Raw genomic sequence first — 26078 nt, forward strand, 5'->3', positions numbered from 1 at the left:
AAAGAATAACGCACCCCAATAACCAGTCAAACAACAGAGCGGTCTATTCAAAAACTATCGTACTTAACACGGTTGTTAATAGAAATTCGCAGGTAGTTGATTCAATTTTACCGCAAAACAAACCCGGATCATTGGTCTGGGTGATCAGGGCGGTGGCGGTGTAGTAAGAATCATCTTTATTTAAATGAGCAGTAATAATATCTAACTTTTGGTCTCGATAGCTTCGTACTAGGAACATATTATTACGAGCCATTTCATCAACGGTGAAAGTTTGTTTTGTTGTTGGAGTAAAGAATTCTGGCGTAGTTCGGATTAAAAAGCGTTTTGGATTTATAGTGAATTGTTTGTTGCTGACGGAGTCATCGGCTAGCTTACTTACATTGAGGGAGAGTTTATTTTCTCCCGACACAAAAGAAATAAAACCATCAGGAGCCTCATTATTAAACGACCACGTGGTCGGCATTTGTAACGAAAAATAAGCCGGCGATGTTGTCGTGGCCGTTGAGGGATAATGATATGTTACCCAGCCGGTAGTCGGTGTGGTACCCAAAGGACCGGCATATTTGTTGTAGTATCGCATCGGATTGAGGAATATAAGCCAACCCAAGGCCGCAATAGCGCTTATTACGACAACAATTATGCTGATAGCTAACAACAATCTTTTGTGTGCTGACATGTATAGATCAAATATATATTCTATACGAAAAGATTATCACAATATAACCAATTAGACAAAACACCCCGGCGTATTTCGTCGGGGTGTTTCTATCAGAGAGAAGAGAGAGTTTTATTCTATCTTAGGAGCTTGTCTGAAAGCGGTTCCAGCCGGGATTAATTTACCGATGATGACATTTTCTTTCAAACCGCGCAGCCGGTCGACTTTTCCAGAGACAGCCGCTTCAATCAACACCCGAGCGGTTTCTTGGAATGAAGCCGCAGACAGGAAGCTGTCGGTCGAAAGCGAGGCCTTGGTGATACCGAGCAGCAGGTCTTCGCTAACAGCCCGTTTATCGCTGACCTTGAGTTTCCGATTGGCTTCGGCCAGCTCGCTCAAAGTGACAATTTCACCGGCCAGCAGATCGGTATCGCCGGCGTCTTTAATATAAACGCGGGAAAACATCTGCTTTACGATTACTTCAACGTGCTTATCGTTCAATTTTTGTCCCTGCGATGAGTAGATGAATCTAATTTCCCGGATGACATATTTTTGAGCCGCTTCTTTACCCTTCAGTTTGTATAATTGATGCAAATCAAGGCTGCCGTCGGACAATTGCTGGCCCTTAGCGACCAGATCATCATCTTTGACCCAGAGTGAGTAGCCAACCGGTACAGGATATTCCCGTTCCTGCTGGCCGGTAGTGGTTACCCGGATCTCGTCATCAACTATGTTGGCGATACCATCATCATGCGTAATCGCCTTGTCTTTTCCCATGGCCCAAAGCAGGTCGCCTTTTTTTACCGATTGGCCGTTTTTGACCATGACTTTTAGTTCTGGCGAGGTTTTGGGATCATCGGGCAAAGGATATGTTTCGGTGATCGGTTCGTTGGAGGTCAGCTTGAGAGTAATCTGTTTGGCTTGTTTAAGCAGGCTGACTTTGCCGCCGACTTCGGCAATCAGAGCCGGTTTCTTGATTGGCCGAGCCTCAAATAATTCTTCCACGCGGGGCAAACCTTGGGTAATATCCAGACCAGCGACACCGCCAGTGTGGAAGGTACGCATGGTCAGCTGGGTGCCCGGTTCACCGATGCTTTGAGCGGCAATGATACCAACGGCGGTGCCGATCGCTACGGGCTTATTATAGCCCAGATCGTGGCCGTAGCATTTTTGGCAGACGCCGCGAATAGTCTGGCAGTTCATAACCGATCGAATTTGAACCTCTGAGATTTCCAGCCCCTTCAGTTTTCCGATTAGTTCTTTGGTAACCAATGCCCCGGCGGAAATAAGCACCTTGCCGGTTTTGGGATGTTTGACATCGGAGATCGTATAGCGGCCGTAGATGCGGTCGGTCAGCTCCTCGCCCATGTCCTTGCATTCCGCTTGGGTAATGGTGAGGCCAATGTTATCGCCGCAATCTTCTTCAACCACCACCACGTCCTGTGAGACATCAACCAGGCGGCGGGTCAGGTAGCCGGCGTTAGCGGTTCTCAAGGCAGTATCTGATAAGCCTTTGCGGGCGCCGTGTGTCGAGATAAAGTATTCCAGCACGTCGAAACCTTCTTTGAAATTTCCCTTCACCGGCAGCTCGATAATATCGCCAGCCGGGTTGGTGACCAAGCCTTTCATGCCCATCATTTGGGTAGCTTGGGCCCAGGTGCCGCGAGCGCCGGATTCAATCATGGCAAATACCGGACCCTTAGGATCGAGCGCTTGGCTGCTTTCTTTGGTCACTAGCTCTTTGGCGTGATCCCAGGTTTCGATAATTTTATTATGACGCTCTTCGTCGGTCAGTAAGCCCGATTGATAATGAGATTCGATTTCGTCGGCTACTTTTTCAGCGTCTGATATGATCTCATATTTACGTTTCGGTATTGGCAAGTCATGCATACCCCAGCTCATACCAGATTGGGTGACATATTTGAAGCTAAGTGCCATGACCGCGTCCAGATATTTTACAGTCATGTCCGATCCAAACTCTTCCAGGATGTGGCTGGTCAAGATCCGCAATTCTTTTTTATCCAGTGTCTTGTTTACAAACTCCAAATCCTTGGGCAGAATCTGATTGAAAATAATCCGACCGGCGCTGGTCACGATTATCTTATTGTCTATTTTGACTCGAATCAGCTCCTGCAGTTTGATGTATTCGAGGCTATAAGATAGTATCGCTTCGTCGGAATGGCAGAACGACTTGATATGGGTCGTGTCGATATTAGCCTCATCGTGAATATAGGTCAGATAAAAACAGCCCAAAACGATATCTTGGTTTGGCATCACGATTGGCTCGCCGGTAGCAGGCTTGAGTAGGTTCTTATCGGCGCGCATTAACTCGGCCGCTTCCTCTTTAGCCTTGACGGTCAGGGGAACGTGTACGGCCATTTGGTCGCCATCAAAGTCTGCGTTGAAAGCGGTACAAACCAACGGATGAATCTGAATGGCCTTGCCTTCGATCAAGACCGGTTGAAAGGCCTGAATACCCAGCCGGTGCAAGGTGGGGGCGCGATTGAGCAGCACATTCGAATTCTTGGTGATCTCTTCCAGGATATCCCAGACCTCGGCGCGGTTGGATTCGATAAACCGGCTGGCCGAGCGGACGTTGTGAACATATTCGCGCAGAATCAACTGGCTGATCACGAAGGGCTTGAATAATTCCAAAGCCATGCGCTTGGGCAGGCCGCATTGATGCAGGTGCAAGCGGGGACCGACCACGATGACAGAACGACCGGAATAGTCAACGCGTTTACCGAGTAGGTTTTGCCGGAAACGGCCCTGTTTGCCCTTGAGAATATCGGCAATCGATTTCAGCATGCGTTTCTGGCCGGTGGAGGCGGTGACAGTCTTGCCATGACGGGCGCTGTTGTCAATTAAAGCATCGACGGCTTCCTGGAGCATGCGTTTCTCATTGCGGCAGATGACCTCGGGAGCATTCAATTCCAGCAGCCGCTTCAAACGATTGTTGCGATTGATTACGCGCCGATATAGATCGTTGAGATCGGACGCCGCAAACCGTCCGCCATCCAGTTGCACCATTGGTCGCAGGTCAGGCGGTATCACCGGTAAAGCAGTCAGAATCATCCATTCCGGTCGGATATTATTCTTCTTCAAATTGTGCACCAACTTCAATCGGCGCACCAGCTTGCGTTTGCGGTTTAAGGACGCGGTACGCATCTCGGTCTCGAGCTCGGAAATCAGCCCATCCATATCAATCACGTCGAGCAGGTGACGGACCGCTTCGGCGCCGATGCTAGCCTCGAAGACATGGCCGTACTTGAGCGATAAGTCTTGATAAGTGCTTTCCGAGATTATTTGCAATCGTTTCAGGCTGCGCAGTTCCTTGCGGGCCAATTCAACTAAGGCGTCCAACTCCTTGATCTGTTCGTCTTTGAGCTTGGCATTGGCGGCCAATTCATCGGCCAGCATCTTCTCGTCGGGTTTGCTGGCATGGCGCTGGCGGGTTTCGTTGGCCAGGCGATTGAAGTTATTCTCAATCTGTTTTTTCTTCGATTGGCCCTCGCCGTCGATTTGCTTCAGGCTTTCCTGGCGCAGGTCCTCGTCGACCTTGGTAATAATAAAATTGGCGAAGTAGATAACCTTCTCAAGCTCCTGGGCGGATAGATCAAGCACTAGGCCGATCTTGGATGGCACGCCGCGGAGAAACCAGATGTGTGAAACCGGCGCGGCCAGATCGATATGACCCATGCGCTCACGGCGGACGATACTGCGGGTCACTTCCACGCCGCATTTGTCGCAAATAATGCCCTTGTAGCGAATCCGCTTGTATTTGCCGCAGTAACATTCCCAATCCTTAGATGGGCCAAAAATCTCTTCGGCAAACAAGCCGTCTTTTTCCGGTTTCTGAGTGCGGTAGTTGATGGTTTCCGGTTTGGTTACCTCGCCGTACGACCATTTGTGGATGTCGTCAGGAGAAGCCACCTTTAACCGGATGGCCCGGAAGTCCGGACTCTTCGATTCGTCTTGGTGGGGCATATAGTATGTTACTTCTTGTTCTTGGACTCTCGTTTTTTAGGCTCAGGTTCAGGCGGCGTTTCAACCGGCGCCTCGATATCGGCCGACGTTTCAATTTTTTCCTGAATCGGCTGACCGTCGGAACCGAGCAGCTCAACGTCCAGCGCTAAACCTTTTAACTCCCGGACCAAGACATTGAAAGATTCCGGGATGTTGATTTTATTGATTGGTTCGCCTTTGATAATCGCTTCATAAGCCTTGGAACGGCCGGGGACATCGTCGGACTTGATGGTCAGCATTTCTTGCAGAGTGTGCGCGGCACCATAGGCCTCGAGCGCCCAGACTTCCATTTCACCGAACCGCTGTCCGCCGAACTGGGCTTTACCACCGAGCGGCTGCTGGGTGACTAATGAGTATGGACCGATCGAACGCTGGTGAATCTTGTCTTCCACCAAGTGATTCAGTTTGAGCATATAAATGTAGCCGACGGTAACTTTTTGATCGAACGGCCGACCGGTTCGCCCGTCGTAGACTGAAACCTTGCCATCTTCGGGCAAACCCGCTTTTTTCAATTCTTCCCGAATTTGAACGTCGGACATGCCATCGAGTGTCGGGGTGGCGACTTTATAGCCCAGCTGATGGGCGGCAAAACCGATATGCGTTTCCAAAATTTGACCCAGGTTCATACGGGAGACGACGCCCAATGGGTTGAGTATAATATCGACCGGGCGGCCATCCTCGAGGAAGGGGAGATCTTCAGTGGCAACGATGCGGGAAATAACACCCTTATTACCATGGCGGCCGGCCAGTTTGTCGCCTACCTGGACCTTGCGCAATTGAGCCACCGACACTTGGATGGTCTTAATCACGCCGGCGGGCAGTTTGTCGCCAGTTTCCTTGGAAAATATCTTAATATCAACGACTTTGCCGTGTTCGCCATGTTCGAGATAAAGCGAGCTGTCTTTGACGTCTTTGGCTTTTTCACCAAAGATGGCGCGCAATAACTTTTCTTCGGCGGACAGTTCGGTTTCACCTTTGGGAGTTATTTTACCGACTAGAATGTCGCCAGATGAAACCTCGGCGCCGATTCGAACCACGCCCTCTTCATCCAGGTCTTTTAGTTTCTCTTCGCTGACATTCGGTATGTCGCGGGTAACTACCTCCGGACCTAATTTAGTATCGCGTACGTCTACCGAGTAGTCTTCAATGTGTATGGAACTAAAGACATCGTTCTGAACCAAACGTTCCGACAGCAGAATCGCGTCCTCATAGTTGCCGCCGTCCCAGGGGATGAAGGCTACCAGCACATTTTGACCTAGTGCTAACTCGCCGTTTTCGGTCGAAGCGCCGTCGGCAATGACATCGCCAGCCTGTAATTTTTGGCCGACATCAACCAGTACGTGTTGATTCATGCAGGTGGCCGCGTTGGACCGGACAAAGTTGCCCATCGGATAGACTTGAGTCGTGCCATCATCGGCCAACACCTGGACTTCCGAGGCCTGGCACTTGATCACGCGGCCGGGCTTGGTGTTCAGCACCACATGACCGGAATCCCGGGCGGCGCGCGCTTCCACGCCGGTGCCGACGATCGGCGCCTGGGGACGGATGCAGGAAACAGCCTGACGTTGCATATTGGTACCCATCAAGGCGCGGGTAGCGTCATCATTTTCCACAAACGGGATCAGGGAAGTGGCCACGCTAATGATCTGATTCGGGGCGACGGCCATTAAATTGATTTGTTCGGTGGGGACTATGGCCGGCTCGCCGTGTTTGCGGGCTTCGGCGCGGTCAAAGGCGAGGTTGTTATATTCGTCGACCGGCGTGGTGGCGGCGGTGGAGATGTATCGCTCTTCTTCAAAAGCGTCCAGATACACCAGCTCATCGGAAACGTGCGGCCGAATAGCGATCATGGACTGGCCATTGCTGGCGATATGCTCAGCCACCTCTTTGGTAATCAGTTCGCCCGCCTTAGTAATTACCTTACCTTGGGCATCGGTAATATTTTCCCGGGCGATACGATTGACGGTTTTGGACGGTTTATTCTCAATTTCGTTGTAGATTTTGCAATACGGTGTTTCGATAAAACCAAAGTCATTCACCCGCGCGTAGGTGGTCAAGTGGCCTACCAAGCCGATATTCGGACCTTCGGGAGTGGCGATCGGACAGATACGGCCATAGTGCGTGCGATGCACATCGCGGACGTCGAAACCGGCTCGTTCGCGCGATAACCCGCCGGGACCCATGGCGGACAAGCGGCGCTTGTGTTCCAATTCCGCCAGGGGATTGGTCTGATCCATGAACTGGGACAGCTGCGAAGACATGAAGAATTCCTTGACCGAACCCATCACCGGACGGGCATTGATCAATTGGCTTGGCGTCAGGGTATTCACGTCCATCGTACTCATGCGGTCGCGGATAATGCGTTCCATGCGGGACAGTCCGACGCGGAATTTGTTCTGGACCAATTCACCGATGGCGCGGACGCGGCGGTTGCCCAAGTGGTCGATATCATCGGCTTCCCGCTGGGTATTGTTCAAATCGATGATTTCTTTGATAATTGAAACCAAATCATCAATCCGTAAGATGCGCGTCTCTTTATTATTGGGGATATCAAAACCGAAGCGCTGGTTGATCTTGTAGCGTCCCACTCGGCCGAAGTCATAGCGGTCAAAAGAGAAGAACATCTTGAAAATCAGCTCGCGGGCATTGTCGACCGTAGCTAAATCGCCCGGGCGGATGCGTTTGTAGACTTCCTTTAAGCCTTCGGCTTCCGAACGAGCCGCGTCCTTTTCGATCGTCTTCGTAATATACTGGACATCGGGGTTGGCGTCGGCGCCTTCAAACAGTTTCTTGAGCTCCTCGTCGCTCCCGACCCCAAAAGCGCGCAGCAAACTAGTGATCGGTACCTTCCGTTTGCGATCGATCTTAACAATTATTACGTTGTTGTAATCGGTCTCTAGTTCAAGCCAGGCGCCGCGGTTGGGGATGATCTTGGCGCCGTAGTAACGGCGGCCGCGATAGAGCTCCGAAGTAAAAAACACTCCGGCTGATCGGATCAGCTGGGATACTACGACGCGCTCAATGCCATTGATAATGAAGGTGCCGCGGTCAGTCATCAACGGAAAGTCGCCCAAATAGACCTCTTGTTCCTTGATTTCACCGGTTTTCTTGTTGACCAGTCGGCAATTGACCCGGAGAGCGGCCTCATAGGTCAGATTCTTGGCTTTGGCCGTATTTTCGTCGAATCTGGGCTCATCCAGGTAGTAATTCTCGAAGTATAACTCAAGATTCCGGCCAATATACTCTTGGACGGGTGAAATCTCTTCAAATAGCTCTTTTAACCCCTCACGAAAAAACCAGTCATACGACTTGCGCTGGATTTCGATCAGATTGGGTAACGATATTGCTTCGCGCAGGGGCTTAAAGTACTTGCGCTCCTGCCTTTTAGTATGCAATTGAGACATAAAACTCCACCCTCTCCCGTGTCGCCAGCCAGGAGACGGGGTATGAATCTATAAAATTGGCTCAATTTCGCCTGAAAAACCCTATATTTACGCCTAACATGTAAATTGATGATAACACAAAAAACCAAGTTGTCAACATATACGGTTCAGGGTGTCAAAAACGTACTAAAAAAACCTAATATTAGCCAATTAGTTGAAATTTTTGGCTAACGGTAAATAAAATGAACACTTTATTGTGCACAGTCAATAGACAAGTTATCCACAGTTATTATTTAGAAAATGAAACCAGGCTCATATGTGAGCCTGGAGACATATTTTCTAGCAGATATTGCAGCAAATACTAACGCAATTCGTATTTCATGTAATAGGCCGATACGATCTTCTGCTTGATCAGACGCCCCGAAAGGTTAAGACAGGGCATATATGCGTAACACGTACCCCGATATTTATCACCACTGGCGCAGATATTAACATATGTATTATCAATACAAACCTGGCTTGGCGTGTCGCTATAGGGGTAATCCGGGTCTACCAGATAGGCCGCTCCGGTGCAGGATCCATTAAGATAGTAATTGGTGCCATACGCATCAGCCGAAACCTCGGTAGAATTGGGCGGACAAATCAATCCACCGGCTGCATATGCCAAACTGCTAGAAATGGCGGAGCCGGTATCGTACCAGAATTTAACGCCGGTTGCCGTGTTGTCTCTGGTGGTGCCGGTGGTATAGATATAACGCCCGAGGCAGACATCGGTACCGATTTCGCAGACACTTATCGAAACCGGCTTATCGCGACCTTGAAGTATCAGGTGGTTAGGAATACCGACCTTGCCGGAAAAAGTCGCTGCCCATCCGGTGCCGTCCTGTTGAGCGTACAGGGCCGAGCCCGACGCATTATTGGCATATATGCCCAACCCATCATTAGCATTGCCCGTGTTTGATGATCCAGCATTGATAGTTAACTTGGCATTGGGTCCGGTTTGTCCAATGCCGACCTTGCCGGTTCCGGTTATGTTTAGATCGCTTCGACCCTGTGTTCCGAGCGACAGTATTTTATTTTCGTAGGAACCCACGTAGGCTTCTCCGGTGCCCGCTATGGAAATTTCCAGCCCGTCCCCGGCCGTTTGTCCGGTGTTCGTATTTTGCAGCAGCAGTACCGTGGGTGAGGCCGTGTCTTTGTACATATTCAGGAGAGACCTAGGAGTTGTTGTGCCCACGCCAACATTACCGCCCGTGAGAATAGTGATTCGGTCTTCGTTGCCACTACCATTTGCTAAGCGCAGGTCATTGCCGGCAGTGTACACACTGGCATAACCGGCCGCCGGCTTGAACTTCAATAAACTGCCGGTGGTGCTAAACTGTATGTTGCCGGCAACGGTAAGTTTCTCGGTCAGGGTAGCGGTGCCAATGCCTACGTTGGTTCCATTATCAAATATTTGGGAGTCGCCCAGTGTGGTGCCGGCCGTGAATTTTGGTAAATAGTTGATTGTGCCCGAACCACCAATTCCGCCGCCACCCAGGTCGTCAGTTTCGCATGTCACCGACCCGTCAGCCGCGATTGCTCTAATCGAACTGCCGGCCGCGCAATCGGAAAAATATTTGGTCGTGCCATCCAGCTTGTATATGCTGCTCGCTATCGCTAAGCCGCCGCTATTGTTCAAGCGCAGATACTCGACACCGCCCTTGTAGAATCTAATCCCCTCCTTGCCTTCGATGGTCAGCGCTTGATTTGGCGTAAGATTGCTGGCGACTCCAATTAGACCGATTCGATCAGTTGTCATGCCGCCAATGATGAGCGCGTCAGCATCAGATCGCGCGCTGACTTGGCCCGAGAAGTACCCCGCATAACCAGCCGCGTTAGTCTGCTCACCGTAGATGGCCGCGTTAGCCGAATTGTTTTTTACCGATAGTTGCGTTGAATCACCAATATTATTATGCCCAATTGCCACCTTGTCAGTCGCCTCATTGTTGGGATTGATAGTGTTGGCGCTGGCACCGGCTTCCCAGAGGCTAGACCCTCCAGCTATGGCCCAAGAGAGATTGCCCGAGCCATCGTTCTTTAAATAGGTACCTACACCACCCTGCGCATTTGGCCAAGAGTAGGTAATGTTTCGTAATTTAATGATATTGCCCGTGGAGTCGACCTGGAACTGGTGGCTGCTGCCGACCGTGAGAAGGGAAGTGGGGGCGGTATCACCAATGCCAACATTGCCGCCGGTCAAAATAGTGATACGGTCTTCGTTGCCATTACCATTAGCTAGGCGCAGATCAGTGCCGGTGGTATATATGCTGGCGAAACCGGCGGTCGGTTTAAATTTCAGTAAACCGCCGGTTGTACTTAGTTGAATGTTGCCTGCTATGGTAAGCTTTTCAGTCATCGTGGTGGTTCCAATGCCAACATTGCCATTCATCAAGGCGGTTCGCCCCGAGAAGTAACCGGCGAACCCCGCGGCGTTCAGCTGTTCAGCATAAATTGCCGAATTAACAGAATTATTATAGGTGGCGAAAGCGGTCAGATCACCCTCGGTTGCTTGACCTACCCGGACCTTGTCATCGATCTCGGCCGGATAAACACTGTTAACGCCATTATGCGTCCAGAGAGTGTTGATCTGCAATCGATGATTCCCGCCCCCGACATTAATTTCCTGAGTCCAGATGCCGGTGCCGTTAACTAATTCGCTGCCGAGATATTCTGGAGTAGCATCTGCCGCGCTAGTCATGACCATGAAAGTGTCAGAACCAGCCGCACCGAAATCGTCGAATTCACAGGTTACGGTGCCATCAGCCGCGATGGCTCGGATAGAATTGCCAGCCGCACAGTCCGCAAAAAACTTGGTTGTGCCGTTCAGCTTGTACAGTCCACCCGACATAGCCAAGTCGCCGTCGATACCCAGCTCTTGATTTGGGCTGACGGTATTGATACCCATCCGGCCTCCCATAACAACGGTTTTACCAGAAAAATATCCTGCATACCCATTGGCGTTAGCTTGTTCGAAATATCCTGCGGCATTCAATGAGCCGTTCTTCACGGATAATTGCGTCGAATCACCAATATTATTGTGCCCAATTGCCACCTTGTCGGTCGTCTCGTTAATCGGATTGATCGTGTTCGCGGTCGCGCCGGCTTCCCAGAGGCTGGCGCCCGCACCCTGATCGACGCCACAGAAAAGATTGCCATTGGCGTCGACGTCGACCGTGTTATTTCCGGTGCAGCCTGTGAGGCCGGGGATTCTGATGGTGCCATCTCCGAGTATGCGCATTCGCTCAGCAAAAGCGCCGGTGTTCGTAGTGAAGAAAATCATGTCAAAGGTGTTGGATCCGAGTTGCCGCTCGACCGCAATCCGGCCGTTCGAACCATCCGGCCCCCAGGGGAATCCCGCCGAACCGCCAAAGCGCCAGTCGATACCCATGGCGTTCGAACCGTTGTTATCCAAACTATCGATGGTAAACATAGACTTGTAGCCGACCACGCTCGCTCCAACGGCCAGTGGCGCGCTGGGATTGTTTGTGCCAATGCCGACATTCCAGCTCAAGTTGGTGGGATACAGATTCGCGCCAACCTGGGTCCAAAAACCGCCACCTCCGCCACCCCCGCAACCCAACGTTCCCTCGTTGTCCGTGCTGACACCGCCGCAACCGGCACCGCCATTGATCAGATTCTGCACGGATAGTTGGCCCACATTCGCTCCAGCCTGAGAGATTTTTACTTTACCTTGCAGTTCAATGTGATCACCTATGTCGCCGGGTGAAACATAGAGCGTGTTGGCGCCGAAGTTAATATGCGGTTTGGCCAAGTCGGCGCCATTAAACCAAAAAATACCAGTATTGTCGTACGGTATGTACAGGCTACCGGATGAAACGCTCAGGAATTCCCCCGCCACGGTCAATGAGCCATTCTTTGTTTGAGGTGAAGACGAGGTATTGATCGGCGCGGCGACATTGCCCCCCGGCGGTGCACTTTCGGGAGGAGACCAAGCCGCTAGCGCTTGGCCAACCGGTGCCGATAATGCCACGCACAAGAGCACCGGCATGACCATTAGGTACACCAGCTTTGAGCCACGGAATAGATTTGATTTCATATGGGAGTATTTTATATTAACCGGCTGATATTATACCATAAATAATCCCGCCGACACAATGTGGTGCATGCAGCCATAACAAACCAGACCCATAAATGGGTCTGGTTATTCTATTTCGGTTTTAGTTTATTTCTGATTGTTGGCCTGGATGAATCAGGCTGGTTATTTGACCTTTTGCTCCAGTCGATCGAGGCGGGCGGTGAGTTCATCGATCGTATGGCTCTGCTTATCGATAATCTGACTCTGTTCCTGGATCGCCTTGACCATTGGGGCCATCAAGTCGTTGTAACGAAGATTTCTGGTCTTTTCGGCATCGTTATCTATCAATAGCATGTTGTATTCATCGGGCGACACGAGCTTCTCAATATCCTGGGCGATGAAGCCGAAGTCAGTCTTGCCGTTGCCGTTCTTCATATTGTACTGCACCGGGCGCAAGCTGTTTATGAAACCCAGCCCGAGCGAACTATCCTTGATGTTCTCTTTCAACCTGACATCCGAAGGGGAGGAGAATGCAACCTGGATAGTGGCCGATGAAATACTGGCGTTACCAATCCGGACTGAATTAGATGCGCTCGTGGTCGCCCCATATCCGATATTGATGGTGTTCTCCAGTGCTCCCGAGGTTGGCCCAGATCCGCGTCCAATGCCCACATTGAAATTTCCGGAGGTAACATTCTCGAGCGCCAGGTAGCCAGCGGACACATTGTATCCGCCGGATACATTGTTGAGCTGACTTCGAGTTCCGATCGCGACGTTACCGGCGGCCGTCGTAAGGGCTGTTAGAGCTGATCTACCCACAGCTACGTTGGATGAACTAGTGGTAGATTTCAGTGCTTGAAAGCCAACCGCCGTGTTTTCGAATGTGTTGGTAATACTAGACAGGGCCTGATAACCGATGGCGGTTTGCTGCGTAGCAGTCGTAATGCTAGCGCCAGCGCCGTTGCCAAATATAGTGTTACCATCAACATTGCCCGAACCGCGCCCAGCCCGCAGACCATTGATTGTGATATCACCGTCGAAATATCCGGCCCACTCACCTGCGCCGGTGTTCCCGCCTACCGAGCCATAGACGCCCGCGCAGGTGCCGGTGCAATTCGACCCCGCCACTAATTCGCCATAGACACCGCTGCCATTTACTCCGGAACCACTGTTGCCTTTGTAGCCGGATACTGCGTTGTAGTTCGAACTGGAATTGTTATAGGCTGAAACGGTGTTATTTACTGTGTAACCACTCGCGCCGGTTGCGGAAACGGTTAACAACGACGCGGGACTAGTGTTGCCGATACCGACCTGACCACCGTTCAACATATACATCACATTGGTCGAAGAGTTATTCCGGATATTCCATCCACCGCTGCCGAAATTGGTATACATGACATTATCAGTCCAGCGCGGCCACATCCAGGCATTCCATGCGCCGGCGCTGTCTTTGGCTTCCATAATTTGTCCATTGCCTTGCCCGATCGTGCCGTTAACATGAAGAGTCCGCTCGGGAGTTATAGTATTAATGCCAACATTGCCGCCGGTTAAAATGGTAATACGGTCTTCGTTGCCACTGCCGTTAGCCAGTCGCAGGTCGGTGCCGGCGGTATATATACTGGCAAAACCGGCGGTTGGTTTTAGTTTCAGCTGGCCTCCCGCCGTGCTTAGTTGAACATTGCCCGCGATCGTAAGTTTTTCGGTAGGTGTTGTCATGCCGATGCCGACGCTACCCGCCCCAGTGATGCTTAGATCGTTTCGGCCCTGGGTGCCGAGAGATAAAGATCTATTTTCATATGAACCAACATAGGCGTCGCCCAACGCTGCGACCGAAACTTCCAGACCATCACCGTTGGTATTGCCAGTGGTCGCGTTTTGCACTAATAGAACCGAGCTCCCTCCAATTGGGTTATATAAATCCAGCCGGGAGGCAGGTGTGCTTGTGCCGATACCGACATTACCGGACGTATCAACAAACAAGCCTTCATTACCGCCATCATTCGAAACCCAATAGCCGCTCATTCTTAAGTTGGCTCTGGCAATATGATCGCCCAGGTTATCTCCCACGGCTCCGCCATCGTCAGTCTCGCAAGTCACAGTACCGTCAGCAGCGATAGTTTTGATCGACAGATTTGCACCGCTGCAGGTATCGGCAAAAAACTTTGTTGCGCCGTCCAGTTTATAGATGCCGCCGGACATTGCCAGGTCGCCACTTAGTCCAAGTTCCTGGTTCGGTGTGGCGGTGCCAACGCCGAGGCGGCCGCCCATTACCACGGTTTTGCCTGATAGGTAAGCGGCATATCCCGCGGCATTGGCTTGTTCAAAGTAGGCCGCGGAGTTAGCTGAATTATTTTTTACCGACAACTGGGTTAAATCGCCGATGTTGTTATGCCCAATCGCCACCTTATCCGTCGCCTCGTTTATCGGATTGATCGTGTTCGCGCTCGCGCCTACCTCCCACAAATTGGAACCGCCGGCGGGCAACCAGGTTAAATTGCCCGAGCCGTTATTGGTGAGCACAGTACCGGCTCCGCCTTGGCCAACAGGCCAAGAGTAGGTTACGTTTCTAATTCGGATGGGATTGCCATTAGAATCAACTTGAAACAGGTCGCCGCTACCGACCGTCAAAAGGGAGGCGGGGGTGGTATCGCTAATGCCAACATTGCCACCGGTTAAAATGGTAATACGGTCTTCGTTGCCATTGCCGTTAGCCAGCCGCAGGTCGGAACCAGTGGTATACAAACTGGCAAAACCAGCTGACGGTTTTAATTTCAACAAACTACCAACCGTACTGAACTGAATGTTACCAGCAATCGTTAGTTTTTCAGTCAGGGTAGTGGTCCCAATGCCGACATCGCCGTCCATCATCGCGGTTTTACCGGAAAAATAGGCGGCATAACCGGAGGCGTAGGCCTGCTCAAAGTAGGCCGCTGAGTTAACTGAACTATTTTTTACTGACAACTGCGTTGAATCGCCGATAACATTGTGTCCAATGGCCACCTTATCGCTGGCTTCATTTACTGGATTGATCGTATTCGCGGTCACACCGACTTCCCAGAGACCACTGCCACCCGAGGACGCGATTTGGATCTGTTCATTGCCGCCGGCATTTAGTTTTGTCAGAGTAATATTCGAACCGGCCGATAATTTATCCTGGAGGTAACTAGCGATCGAATCCGTGGCCGATGCCTTAACCAATTCATCGGTACCGCCCAGGCCACCCGTTAGGTCAGTGGCGCAGATTAACTGCCCGTTGTTGTCCGCTTTTACCGTGTTGGCGCCAAGACAAGCGCCGCCAGCCAAGCTAGCTATTCGGGCGCTGCCCACGACGTCGAGTTGATAACTTGGATCGGTCGTTCCAATGCCGACGAAACCGCCGAAGATAGAGAAGTCATAATTGTTCGACAGTATTAAGTCAAAATGTCGCGGGCTGTTTTTTGATCCCAAGCCAAGCTTGGCTGCGGTTAGGCCATTGTTTAGCCACCAAATATATGGATTTTCGGCTATCGTCGGGTTTTCTTCATTAAGCATCAGCGTGTTTTGGTCGAAAGTCAGCGTGCCCCAGTTTGTGTCCCAAGGTTTGTTTTCAGAGACTCTGAAACCACCAGAAAAGTAGCCGGCATAACCGAATTGGCTATTCTGTTCTGCGTAGATGGTCGAATTGATGGAATTATTAATAACCGACAACTGGGTGGAATCACCGATATTATTGTGCCCAATGGCCACCTTATCGGTCGTCTCGTTTATCGGGTTGATCGTGTTGGCACTCGCGCCAGCTTCCCACAGGCTAGAGCCACCACCCGAAGCGGCGATCTGAATCTGCTCGTTACCGCCCGGATTTATGGTGGTTAAAGTTACGTTCGCGCCGGCCGACAATTTATTAATCAGATAATCCGCCGTCGTATCGAGGTTGGATATTTTTACCAATTTATCATCGCCGCCTGGTCCGACGCCCACCTCATCTGTCGTACATACCAGTTTGCCAGCCAGGTCGGTTTTTAGAGTATTTACACCCGTGCATCCAGCCACATTCGGGAATGTTAGATCGCCCTGTAGTTCAATATGATTGTTAATCAAGTCACCCGGAGAAATATATAGCGTATTGGTTAGAAAATTTATATGCGGTTGTTCCAAATGGGGCAGGTCGGTCTCGTCGGACCAAAAAATACCCTTTTCACTACCCGGAATGTACAAATCCCCAGTTGCTAATTTCAGAAAATTGCCGGCCACGGTCAGATCGCCCTGCTTGGTCTGGGGTGTGGCTGATGTATTGATCGGCGCGGCTACGTTGCCTCCCGGCGGGATGGTTGTCGGGACGGTCCAGGACGCGAACGCCTGCCCGGCAAGTGTAAATAGTGCCACGCATAATAACACCGGCATAGCCACTGGGTACATCAGCTTGAAGCCTCTAAATAGGTTGGGTTTCATATGTAAAATATTTTATATAAACCAACTTTATTATACTAAGATTGATATAATGAAGCAAGGCGCAAAGAAACAGCGACCACAATCCGATCGCCGTTTCTTTCGTTACTATTCTGTTTGCTATCTAGGTCGATCCACTATGGATACGGGAAAGCACCCATGTCGGTGCCGGCACCAAAGGCCGGGTTGCCCGTATTAATGCACGGTGATCCAGCCAACAGGTGATAGTCATTAGCGGCTGAGTTGATAAACCTTGGATCGGCATTAATATTGTTTGACCCGAAGCCCGACCAGCCGCCTTGAATGTCGGAGTATTGAACCTTGGCACATAGCGGCCAGGGATTAGACATCTGCCCGATGCTGGGACTAATTGGCGCGGTATTGGCCCAAACGATACTGCTGTCAAATACCGGATTTTGAGCCAAGCAGGCGCCGAGGTTAGTGGAATTATTAACGAATACGCCGCCGCCTTCACCCGAGGTCGTGTTATACGCTACGGTGTTATTCCTGACATTTATCAGATTGCCCGGAGCATCGTACAATACAGTCAACAACATGCCTCCACCATAACCGTAAGTCGGTAAAATTGTGTTTCTGAACACTGCATTCTTTTCAATCAATGCGCCTCCCCCGCCGGCGAAAGCTATTCCAGCTCCCCCAGATTCGGTCGGCCCGATAGTGTTATTTGAAATAGTATTATTCGAGATATTGGCATATCCGCCCCAGTGGTTGATACCGCCGCCGGAATATTTTACAGCATTGTTGCTAATAGTATTGTTGGTAATTGTGGTCGATGTACTAGCGTTGCCACCCGACGAGATACCGCCACCATAGCTACCGCTGGTACCGGAGGTATTCTGCGTGATGGTGTTGCCGGTAATAGTGAAAGTACCGCCGTTATATGTCGCCGAAACACCAGCGCCGGCACCGTCAGTAACGTTGCTGGTGACAGTATTGCCGGAAAAAGTTACGGTTCCGCCTATGTCCGCACCACCACCACCACCGCGATTACTTACGCCAGTTCCAAGGGCGGTATTTCCAGTCAGCGTATTATTGGAAACGGTTCCACTGCCGCGGAAGTAAATACCCCCGCCAAACTTACCGTCATTACTGGTGATTGAGTTACTACTGATATTAGCCGTGCCAGCCTGACAGTTAACGCCCCCACCGTTTGATCCGCTGCCGCCACCGTGGTGGTTGATGTTGTTATTTTGAATCGTGGCCGAAACGGTACCCGCCAGACACATAATACCGGGGCCGCCAGCAGTACAGTTCATAGTGCCAGACATGCCATCTCTAATAGTGTTCCAGGTGATAGTCGCCGATCCGCCCCACACATAGACGCCGCGGCAATTGCCATAAATTAAGTTATCGTTAATCGTGGCATTGCTGCCTGTTTCAACTTTTACACCCGCGGTCACGCAATTGTATATTTCATTATTTCGGACCGTGGCGGTAGCGTTGCCATTGACGGTCACACAGTATGGTTCGACCGGATCGCCCCAGGGGTTATTGAACCCCACGATATAGAAACCCTCCAGAATCGAACCGGTGCCGCCGTTGAAAACAACATGCGGAATTTCATTATTCTGTGGAATCATGTCCTGACTTTTTAGAGTAATTGATTTGCCCTGGAAGTCGATTATACCCTCATTCCAGAAATACCAGCCACCAGTAGAGTCAGTCACAAGTACATTACCAGCGACCGTGTCAGTGTCGTTGATGGCGGCGGTAATGGTGGCATAGTTTTCCACTTCGGTCATATTGGCGGCGCTGATGTAGCGTCTGACCCGGCGCGGACAGGCGCCACAGTCGGCAGCACAGCTCGAACACGTTTCTGGCGCTATGCACTGTCCATTACCGCAACAGCTGCCGCAATCTCCCGGACAGGTCGAACAGGTTTCACCATTGTTGCACACGGTGTCACCACAGAAGCACGCGCCACAATCTCCCGGACAAGAAGTACAATTCTCGCCAAAATTACAGCTACCATCCCCACAGCAGTTGCCGCAATCAGCCGAGCAATTCGAACAATTTTCCGGTGCCACGCAGGCGCCGTTGCCGCAACAAGCACCACAATCGGCTGGACAGGTTGAACAGGTTTCACCGTTATTACATTGTGTGTCGGGACAATTGGGGACATCGGCAATAGTAATGGTAATCGATTCCGTATCGGTGGCGCTGGCCGTATCGGTAGCGGTGAAGACAATATTGGGATAACTGCCCGATTGGGTATAGCTTGGAGTCCAAGTAAAGGTAGCCTCAAACTTTCCCAGTCCGGCGTTATAGGAAGTGTTGCTTAGGTTTGAACCAGATGGTTTATTAGCTACGCTGATGGTCACCGTGTCACCCGGTGAGTCTGGGTCGGCCGCACGCACCACAAATGACATAGCGACTCCTTCAGAGCCGTTTTTATTGCCGATCGGATCCAGTACGGGAGGTTGGTTGGTGTTGGCAATAGTGATAGTAATTGATTCCGTATCGGTGGCGCTGGCCGTATCGGTAGCGGTGAAGACAATATTGGGATAACTGCCCGATTGGGTATAGCTTGGAGTCCATGTGAAGGTAGCCTCAAATTTACCGGTGCCAGCGTTGTAGGTCGTGTTGCCCAAGCTGGAGCCAGATGGCAGATTAGCGGCGGTTATTGTAACACTATCGCCGGTAGCTTGATCTGGGTCGCTCGCGCTGATCGTGAAAGACATGGCCGTGCCCTCGGCGCCGTTCTTGTTTCCGATCGGATCGAGCACGGGGGGTTGGTTCACCGGAGCGGCACCGAACTTCTTCAATGCTTTAATGCCATTATTGGTGTTTATTCTGACCCTAGTGGCGTTAGGATCGCCCGGCGGTACCAGCACTATACTGTATGTTGAGCCATTTTGTTTGACGCGTAATTCGGAAGTTGTCGGACCGGCGGGCACGCAGGCAAAATGAAGTGTTTGGATTCCGTCATATACTCGGAGGCCGCAGTCGGTTTCGCCGGGAAGTGGGGTGGTTCCCCAAGCCAAGTCAAAAGCTGCCCCATTGTTGGTAAACACGGAGCTACCCAGACCCGTCCAAGTGGTTCCGTTCGTTGAAGTCGCGAAAGTGTTGGTGACATTATTTCCAGCCGCAATCCACTTACCATCGCCCCAGGCCACAGATGTACCACCACCACCGGGGGGACTAAAAATATCAAGACCACCCAACCCAACCCAATTGATGCCATCTATGGATGTGGCAATAACGTTGATATCCGTGCCGACATTATATGTATGCGCAACCGCAACCCACCTGCTGCCATTCCAGGCCAAGTCCATACCACCATAACCATCAGCATTAGTAAATATTGAATTGCCCAAACCTGTCCAATTAATACCGTCATAAGAGTACGCGATGGTGTTGGCTCCATATCCTACCGCTACCCACATTGTTTCATTCCAGGCAATACCAACGCCGGTATTAGAAAATATTCCTTTACCCAAGCCAGTCCATGAGATGCCGTCATATGAATAGGCGATAGTATTGTTGCCTCCTCCCACCGCAACCCACATTGTTCCGTTCCAAGCAACGTCTAAACCGCTCTCGCCTGGATTAGAACCGAATATATTTACACCACCACGGCCAACCCAATTAATACCATCGGCTGATGTAGCAAAATTATTAGGAGCATTTCCTACTGCTACCCATTTGTTATCGCCCCAAGCCACGCCATATCCACCGCCTTGTTGGGTCCATTGATTATAATCAAAAATCGAATCACCTAGTCCCGTCCAGTCGACACCATTCGTAGAATGGGCAACGGTGTTTTCACCCACCCCTACTGCGACCCACATGCTTCCGTTCCAGGCTACACCTTGACCCCATTGGGAAAATATTGCTTTGCCTTGGCTGGTCCAATTAGTGCCATCCAGGGAAGTGGCCATGGTGGCGTCGTCGCCACGTCCGACTGCTATCCATCGGCCAGCGGCCACCACTGGTTGGTTCATCATTCCAATTCCTGTCAGCGAGAAAACAAATACCGCGCAGAGGCGGATCAGCCACCATTGGCGACTCTGATGTGCGAGTATAGTTGTTAGCTCGGACTTCGGGTTCATGGCCGACCTTTTGTTTTTAGTTCAATACCAGCCACATCTGTCCGACCGCGGGACTGGCGGGATCGCCTTGGGCCGCGGTGCGAACCTGAATAACTAAGCCGTCAGTGGCCTTTATCGTACCACCCTGAACTTCGAGTTTAGTGCCGGCTGCCGGGTTCTCCACCCCAATACCCACCGCGCCATTCATGATGACAGTTTTGCCGGAAAAGTATCCGGCAAAACCCTGGCCGCCGGTGATCTCGGCGTATAGAGTCTTGTCATTGGCAGCCGTGGCCGCATTGGTCACTGACAAACGAGTATTGTCACTAATGTCCAGTCGGCCAATTGCCACCTTATCAGTAGTTTCGTTAGTTGGCGCAATGGTGTCTGCAGTCGAACCAGCCTTCCAAATGCCACCGCCAGCCGCAACAACAGCCCAGGAAAGATTGCCGCTGCCGTCGTTCTTTAAGTATGCGTCATTATCCGCCCCTAGGTTATTATTCGGCCAATTGTAAGTGACGCCCTTGATCCGGATGATATTACCCGTGGCGTCGACCATGAATTTGTCGCCATTGCCGACGGTGAGAGGCGATAGAGGGGTGATATCGCCAATGCCAACATTCGCGGTTGGGTTAGTCGGGTAAAGATCGTTCACGTCCTGGGTCCAGAAGCCACCACCAGCCGCGCCGCCGCAGGTTATTGTGCCATCGGCATCGGTGCTAAGACCGCCGCAACTGACCATATTGGGATTCTGGATACTTAGCGTGGCTAGATTAGTCGGACTGGCCGCGGTGATCTTTACGGCGCCTTGCAGCTCAATATGATCGCCCGTTTCGCCAGGGGAAAGATATAGTGAGTTAGCTCCAAAGTTTATGTGGGGCTTAGCCGTGTCTGACACGTTGGACCAAAAAACACCCCGGTCCGCCGTGGAAATAAAGAGATCGCCAGTAGCTACCCGGAGATAATTACCAGCTATAGTCAGGTCGCCATTTTTGGTTTGAGGGGTGGCCGAAGTATTGATTGGCGCAGCCACATTGCCGCCCGGCGGAGCAGTGTCAGGAGCGGTCCAGGATGCCAGCGCCCGGCCGGCCAGAGTTGAAAATGCCAAGCATAAAAGCACTGGCATAACCGTAAGGTACATCAGCTTTGAGCCTCGAAATAGATTTGATTTCATATGGGATTATTTTATGTTAGCTGCCATGTATTATACTAAAAAGAGCGTCAATGCGCAAATACTTGATTATCAACAGCACAAGGAAGAATTTTATTGAATCGTTATCTAGCCAGTTGAGCAGCCAGTTCCCGAATAACTACCCGATCGTCCCAGGCGATTTTTTGACCATGTGGCCCCATAATCCATTGCTCGGAGGCCTTGCCGGTGATCACCACAAGGTCACCTGATTTAGCTAATCTAAGAGCTTTATCTATGGCAGTTCGGCGATCAAGCACCTTCTCAACCTGGGCTTTCTTCGGCACGGCGACGTTAGCACCGGCTATGATCTGATCGATAATCTGCTCCGGCGGTTCATCGTAAGGGTCTTCGTTGGTCACGATAGCAATGTCGGCTCGTTCAGCGATAAACTTTCCCAACACAGGGCGTCGGGATTTATCGCGGCCACCGCCGGCTGATCCAAACACATGGATGATTCGATTTACCTTTAATTTTGGCAAAATAGTATACAACGCCGCCATTGAGGCCGGTTCCGGGGCGTAGTCAACCAGTATTTGGAAGGGCAACCCTAGTGATAAAAATTCCATCCGCCCGGGTATGGCTTTTATTTCGGCCAGGTGGGGCAGAATGTCAGACAATTTCCAACCCAGCTGTTCAACTACGGCCACGGCTTCCAGCGCGTTCATAACGTTAAAACGGCCGATTAGTGGCAAGTGAGTCGTCTGATCGTCAATAGTAAATTCACTGCCCGACAGGTCACTTTTGGAAATTTTACCAATAAGCTGTTTGGTGTCAGTAGGGAAATCGTTTGAGGCTGGGTTGGCCAAAGAACAAGCGATACGCTGATCAGCCGCGTAGGCTAAAAATCTTGGAGCCGACTTATCATCACCATTGACAATAATAAAGGAGGGTGAGTTTTGTGCGCGACGGACTTTTTTGAACAGCCGCTCTTTAGCTAGGGTGTATTTTTCAAACGAGCCGTGGGACTCGATGTGCTCGGGGGTTAGATTTGTGAAGACAGTGCCGCGTATCGGAATGCCGTTAAGTCGGCCTTGAGCCAATCCTTCGGAAGAGGCTTCGATGATAGCGTACTTACAGCCAGCGCGAACCATACGCCTCAAAGTAGCTTGAAGGTATTTCGGACTGGCCGTAGTCAGCTTGGTTTTATTAAGCTGTTCCTCGCCCTTGATGGAAATTGTCGCGGTTGAAATCCAGCCGACCGGTTGTCCGAGTAATTGCAACAACTGTCCGATCATCGAGACAACCGTGGTCTTGCCATTCGTGCCGGTCACGCCAACGACAATCAAATGGCGTGCCGGGAAACGAAACATCCAGGCAGTCAGCCAAGCTCGGATATGGTGATAAATATTTAATAGCGACTTAGGTAACAGACGGCGGATAAACGCTTTCATTGGCTCGTCAATTAATGGCCAGGGTCATTCCACCCCGGAACGCGGTCGGGAACGCGAGTTGTTCTCGAAGCATCTTTTTACCATTACCGGAAAAGTACCGCAAGAGCGCGTTGCCTCCGCTACGAACGCCGGCGACAATTTCTTGAATGCCATCTCCGTCCAAGTCAGTCGCCGTAATCACAATTCCGCCCCGGAAATCTCCGGCAAAAGCCATAAAACCCGGATTAATCAGACCAATGATTCCATTGCTTTTACGGCCAAAAACCCTTACCTGTGGACCGCCACCACCAGCTATACCGGTTATAATTTCATCTAAGCCGTCACCGTTGATATCGCCGGTTCCCAAGGTCACTCCGCCGCGAAACGAATCCGCGTAGGCCATCAAGCCCTGAATTACGGGGCGGAACGATCCATTGCGATAACCGAACACGCGCAGCTGTGGTCCGCCGGCGCTCAACGGGGCGGTGATAATTTCAGCCTTACCATCACCGTCCAGATCGCCGGTAGTGACTGAAACACCACCGCGAAACGTAGTCGCGTAAGCCATGAAATTTTGGGTGGTCGGCTGGTAGGAGCCATTACGGTATCCGAAAATTCTTACGTTAGGTCCACCGCCACTTTCGGGAACCACGACAATCTCGTCCACATTGTCACCGTCGAGATCATCGACGGCTAGATTGACACCACCGCGAAATGTCGCGCCGTAAGTTAAAAATTCTTTTTTCAATTTACCATTTAGATCAAACACCCGGATCATAGGAGTCATGCCTGGACCGGGCGCGGTGACGATTTCTTCTTGGAGGTCTCCATCAACGTCACCGGACGCAACCTTGATACCGCCCCGAAACGAGGCGTCATAAGCCAAAAAGTTTTTCAAGTTCTTGCCAGACGAGGAAAAAAACCTGACCTGTGGGCCGCCGCCCGGACCGGCTCCGACCAACAGGGTATTTTGCGGGCGATAGTAGAGCGTGAGCGATTGGGTAGTGGCCAAACCAGCTTGGTTAACCGTGGCGAGATTGATGATGTTCTTTCCCGAATGCAGGCGGAGCGTATAGGAAAAGCGTCCGTCCGCATCCGACAAGAGCGCGTGATTATTAGCCGTGATGCCGGTTACCGGAGATATTGTATCAGTTGCCCGGCCGGTAATGGTATATTTTCGATCGGTTACGATTGTTTCTGAAGCGGGCGAAAAGTCGATCAGATCGGGGCCGGTAATATCGACTTGAATAATCAGGCTTTGGGCGATTTCGGCGTTACCAGCCTGATCGGTAGCATGATAGTACAGCGTGTGCACGCCTTCAGGCGCGGCCATAGGGCCGGCGTAGGTGGTATCGGGTTCCGCGTCCCAGTGATAGGAAATAGTTATCGGCAAGGTTCGATTATCCTGCGCGGACAAAGTGACGGCGGGCGTAGTGGTGTAATAGCCATTGGTGGTCGCGGTCGGTGATAACGAGACTGAACTAATCGGAGCGGTCGTGTCCGTAACTACGCGATATAGCGCGGCGGCGACATCCAATAATCCGAATCCGGTTTCGGTGTCATATCCGGTCGTGCCAAGATCGAGGGCGGTTTCGGTCAAAACCGTTTTGACTGTGGCTGGGTCGGCACCGGCCGCGATTAGCAAGGCGGCCGCGCCTGATACGTGAGCCGTCGCCGATGACGTGCCTTGCGCCCAAGAGTTACTGAATTGAGTATAGTTGACGGCGGTATTCGTAAAACTTTCCTGAAGAATGCCATCGATGAAGCCATCGCTGTTTTGGTCGTACCTGGTATCCCCACCCGGAGCCATGATTTGCAAACCGGTGCCATAGTTAGAAAAATATGAGCGCGTCGCGTCGTAGCGAACGGCGCCGACGCTGATCACGCCCGGATAGGCGGCTGGGTAATCAACGTTGCCCTCACCATCATTACCGGCCGCGGCTACTATTACAACGTGGCTAGCCAGGGCGGCATCAATCGATGCTTTGAAAATTGGGTCATCGGTTGTGGCCGTGAGACTAAGATTGATAACCTTGGCTCCTTGGGCGACGGCGAAGTCTATTCCTTGAGAGACGGTTTCGGTCGTACCACTGCCGGTATGATCCATGACTTTAACTGGCATGATAGTGCTGTTGAACGCGATCCCGGCTTCGTCGTGTTCATTATTGGTCGTCTGGGCGATCGTTCCGGTCATATGGGTGCCGTGACCTTGGTCATCGTTGGCGTGCGCGTCATCATTGATAAAGTCATAACCAGCGACAAAACTGGTTCCGGACAAGTCGGGCGCTTGGCCGTACACCCCATAATTTTCATAAGCCACTCCGGTGTCGACTACCGCCACAATAACACCCGGGTCGCCACCGTAAGCCGGTTCGGTCTGATCGGTGTCCCAGGCGGTTGGCATATTTATCTGAGCTAGATTCCATTGAAAAGAATACAACCCGTCATTGGGGGTAAACGCGATCTGATAGCGATAGTTGGGTTGGGCAATGGCGACTAGTGAATCACCGTAAAGCCGTTGGATGGCATCCTCAATATTGTCACCCGAACTAAGTTTCATTTTGATTATCTTAGTTGTGGGAATATTTGGCATCGACAATTCGGCGGCTTGGAAACGCGACCTCAAATTGGGTAAATCCGATTGGGCGACCGAGTCTTTGAGACGAACAATCACCTCGTCAGATGGGGGTGGAGCGATCGCATACGCGGGTTGGCTCAACCAACTAAAACAGCCGATTAGAATGCCGACGGCGAGACATCTGAGAGTAATAGATTTTAGCTGGTTTGTTTTCATGTGGGTATTAAATATAACTAGATATATTGTACCATTGTCTACCCCAAAACAGAAACGCGCCGTCAATGAAACGTTTAGGGTAGAAAATTATAGTCTTTCGAAA

9 protein-coding genes are annotated in these 26078 nt (G+C 51.2%); all 9 read right to left on the minus strand.

Annotation, left to right across the window (positions count from 1 at the left end; translation table 11 throughout):
• Positions 1–43 precede the first annotated feature (43 nt).
• Positions 44–676: a hypothetical protein gene (locus WC734_03885; GenBank protein MFA6198264.1), complete on the minus strand. Its 633-nt coding sequence runs from the start codon at positions 674–676 to the stop codon at positions 44–46.
• Positions 677–787: 111 nt separating this feature from the next.
• Positions 788–4642 carry a DNA-directed RNA polymerase subunit beta' gene (gene rpoC, locus WC734_03890; protein ID MFA6198265.1) on the minus strand — a complete coding sequence of 1285 codons (3855 nt, stop codon included), beginning with the start codon at positions 4640–4642 and terminating at the stop codon, positions 788–790.
• A gap of 8 nt (positions 4643–4650) precedes the next feature.
• Complete coding sequence (locus WC734_03895) at positions 4651–8085, minus strand: DNA-directed RNA polymerase subunit beta (protein MFA6198266.1); 3435 nt, start codon at positions 8083–8085, stop codon at positions 4651–4653.
• Between the two features lie 340 nt (positions 8086–8425).
• Entirely contained in the window at positions 8426–12163 is a 3738-nt protein-coding gene (locus WC734_03900; protein MFA6198267.1) for a hypothetical protein, read from the minus strand.
• A gap of 162 nt (positions 12164–12325) precedes the next feature.
• A complete protein-coding gene (locus WC734_03905) occupies positions 12326–16570 on the minus strand; it encodes a tail fiber domain-containing protein (protein ID MFA6198268.1) in 4245 nt (1414 codons plus the stop codon).
• A 134-nt stretch (positions 16571–16704) separates the two neighbouring features.
• Complete coding sequence (locus WC734_03910; protein ID MFA6198269.1) at positions 16705–20640, minus strand: right-handed parallel beta-helix repeat-containing protein; 3936 nt, start codon at positions 20638–20640, stop codon at positions 16705–16707.
• 16 nt (positions 20641–20656) lie between these two features.
• Complete coding sequence (locus tag WC734_03915) at positions 20657–21793, minus strand: hypothetical protein (protein ID MFA6198270.1); 1137 nt, start codon at positions 21791–21793, stop codon at positions 20657–20659.
• 101 nt (positions 21794–21894) lie between these two features.
• Positions 21895–23202 (minus strand): UDP-N-acetylmuramoyl-L-alanyl-D-glutamate--2,6-diaminopimelate ligase, encoded by a 1308-nt coding sequence (locus tag WC734_03920; protein ID MFA6198271.1) that lies wholly within the window; start codon positions 23200–23202, stop codon positions 21895–21897.
• 7 nt (positions 23203–23209) lie between these two features.
• Positions 23210–25975: a S8 family serine peptidase gene (locus WC734_03925; protein MFA6198272.1), complete on the minus strand. Its 2766-nt coding sequence runs from the start codon at positions 25973–25975 to the stop codon at positions 23210–23212.
• Positions 25976–26078: the final 103 nt, after the last annotated feature.

This window comes from Patescibacteria group bacterium (assembly GCA_041661625.1).
In the GTDB taxonomy this organism is placed as follows: Bacteria; Patescibacteriota; Patescibacteriia; order JAHIZJ01; family JAHIZJ01; genus JBAZUB01.

What these genes read in the sequence shown, in the direction of transcription:
- WC734_03885 (MFA6198264.1), bottom strand. Translation starts at nt 676, where the DNA reads ATGTCAGCACACAAAAGATTGTTGTTAGCTATCAGCATAATTGTTGTC.
- rpoC (MFA6198265.1), bottom strand. Translation starts at nt 4,642, where the DNA reads ATGCCCCACCAAGACGAATCGAAGAGTCCGGACTTCCGGGCCATCCGG.
- WC734_03895 (MFA6198266.1), bottom strand. Translation starts at nt 8,085, where the DNA reads ATGTCTCAATTGCATACTAAAAGGCAGGAGCGCAAGTACTTTAAGCCC.
- WC734_03900 (MFA6198267.1), bottom strand. Translation starts at nt 12,163, where the DNA reads ATGAAATCAAATCTATTCCGTGGCTCAAAGCTGGTGTACCTAATGGTC.
- WC734_03905 (MFA6198268.1), bottom strand. Translation starts at nt 16,570, where the DNA reads ATGAAACCCAACCTATTTAGAGGCTTCAAGCTGATGTACCCAGTGGCT.
- WC734_03910 (MFA6198269.1), bottom strand. Translation starts at nt 20,640, where the DNA reads ATGAACCCGAAGTCCGAGCTAACAACTATACTCGCACATCAGAGTCGC.
- WC734_03915 (MFA6198270.1), bottom strand. Translation starts at nt 21,793, where the DNA reads ATGAAATCAAATCTATTTCGAGGCTCAAAGCTGATGTACCTTACGGTT.
- WC734_03920 (MFA6198271.1), bottom strand. Translation starts at nt 23,202, where the DNA reads ATGAAAGCGTTTATCCGCCGTCTGTTACCTAAGTCGCTATTAAATATT.
- WC734_03925 (MFA6198272.1), bottom strand. Translation starts at nt 25,975, where the DNA reads ATGAAAACAAACCAGCTAAAATCTATTACTCTCAGATGTCTCGCCGTC.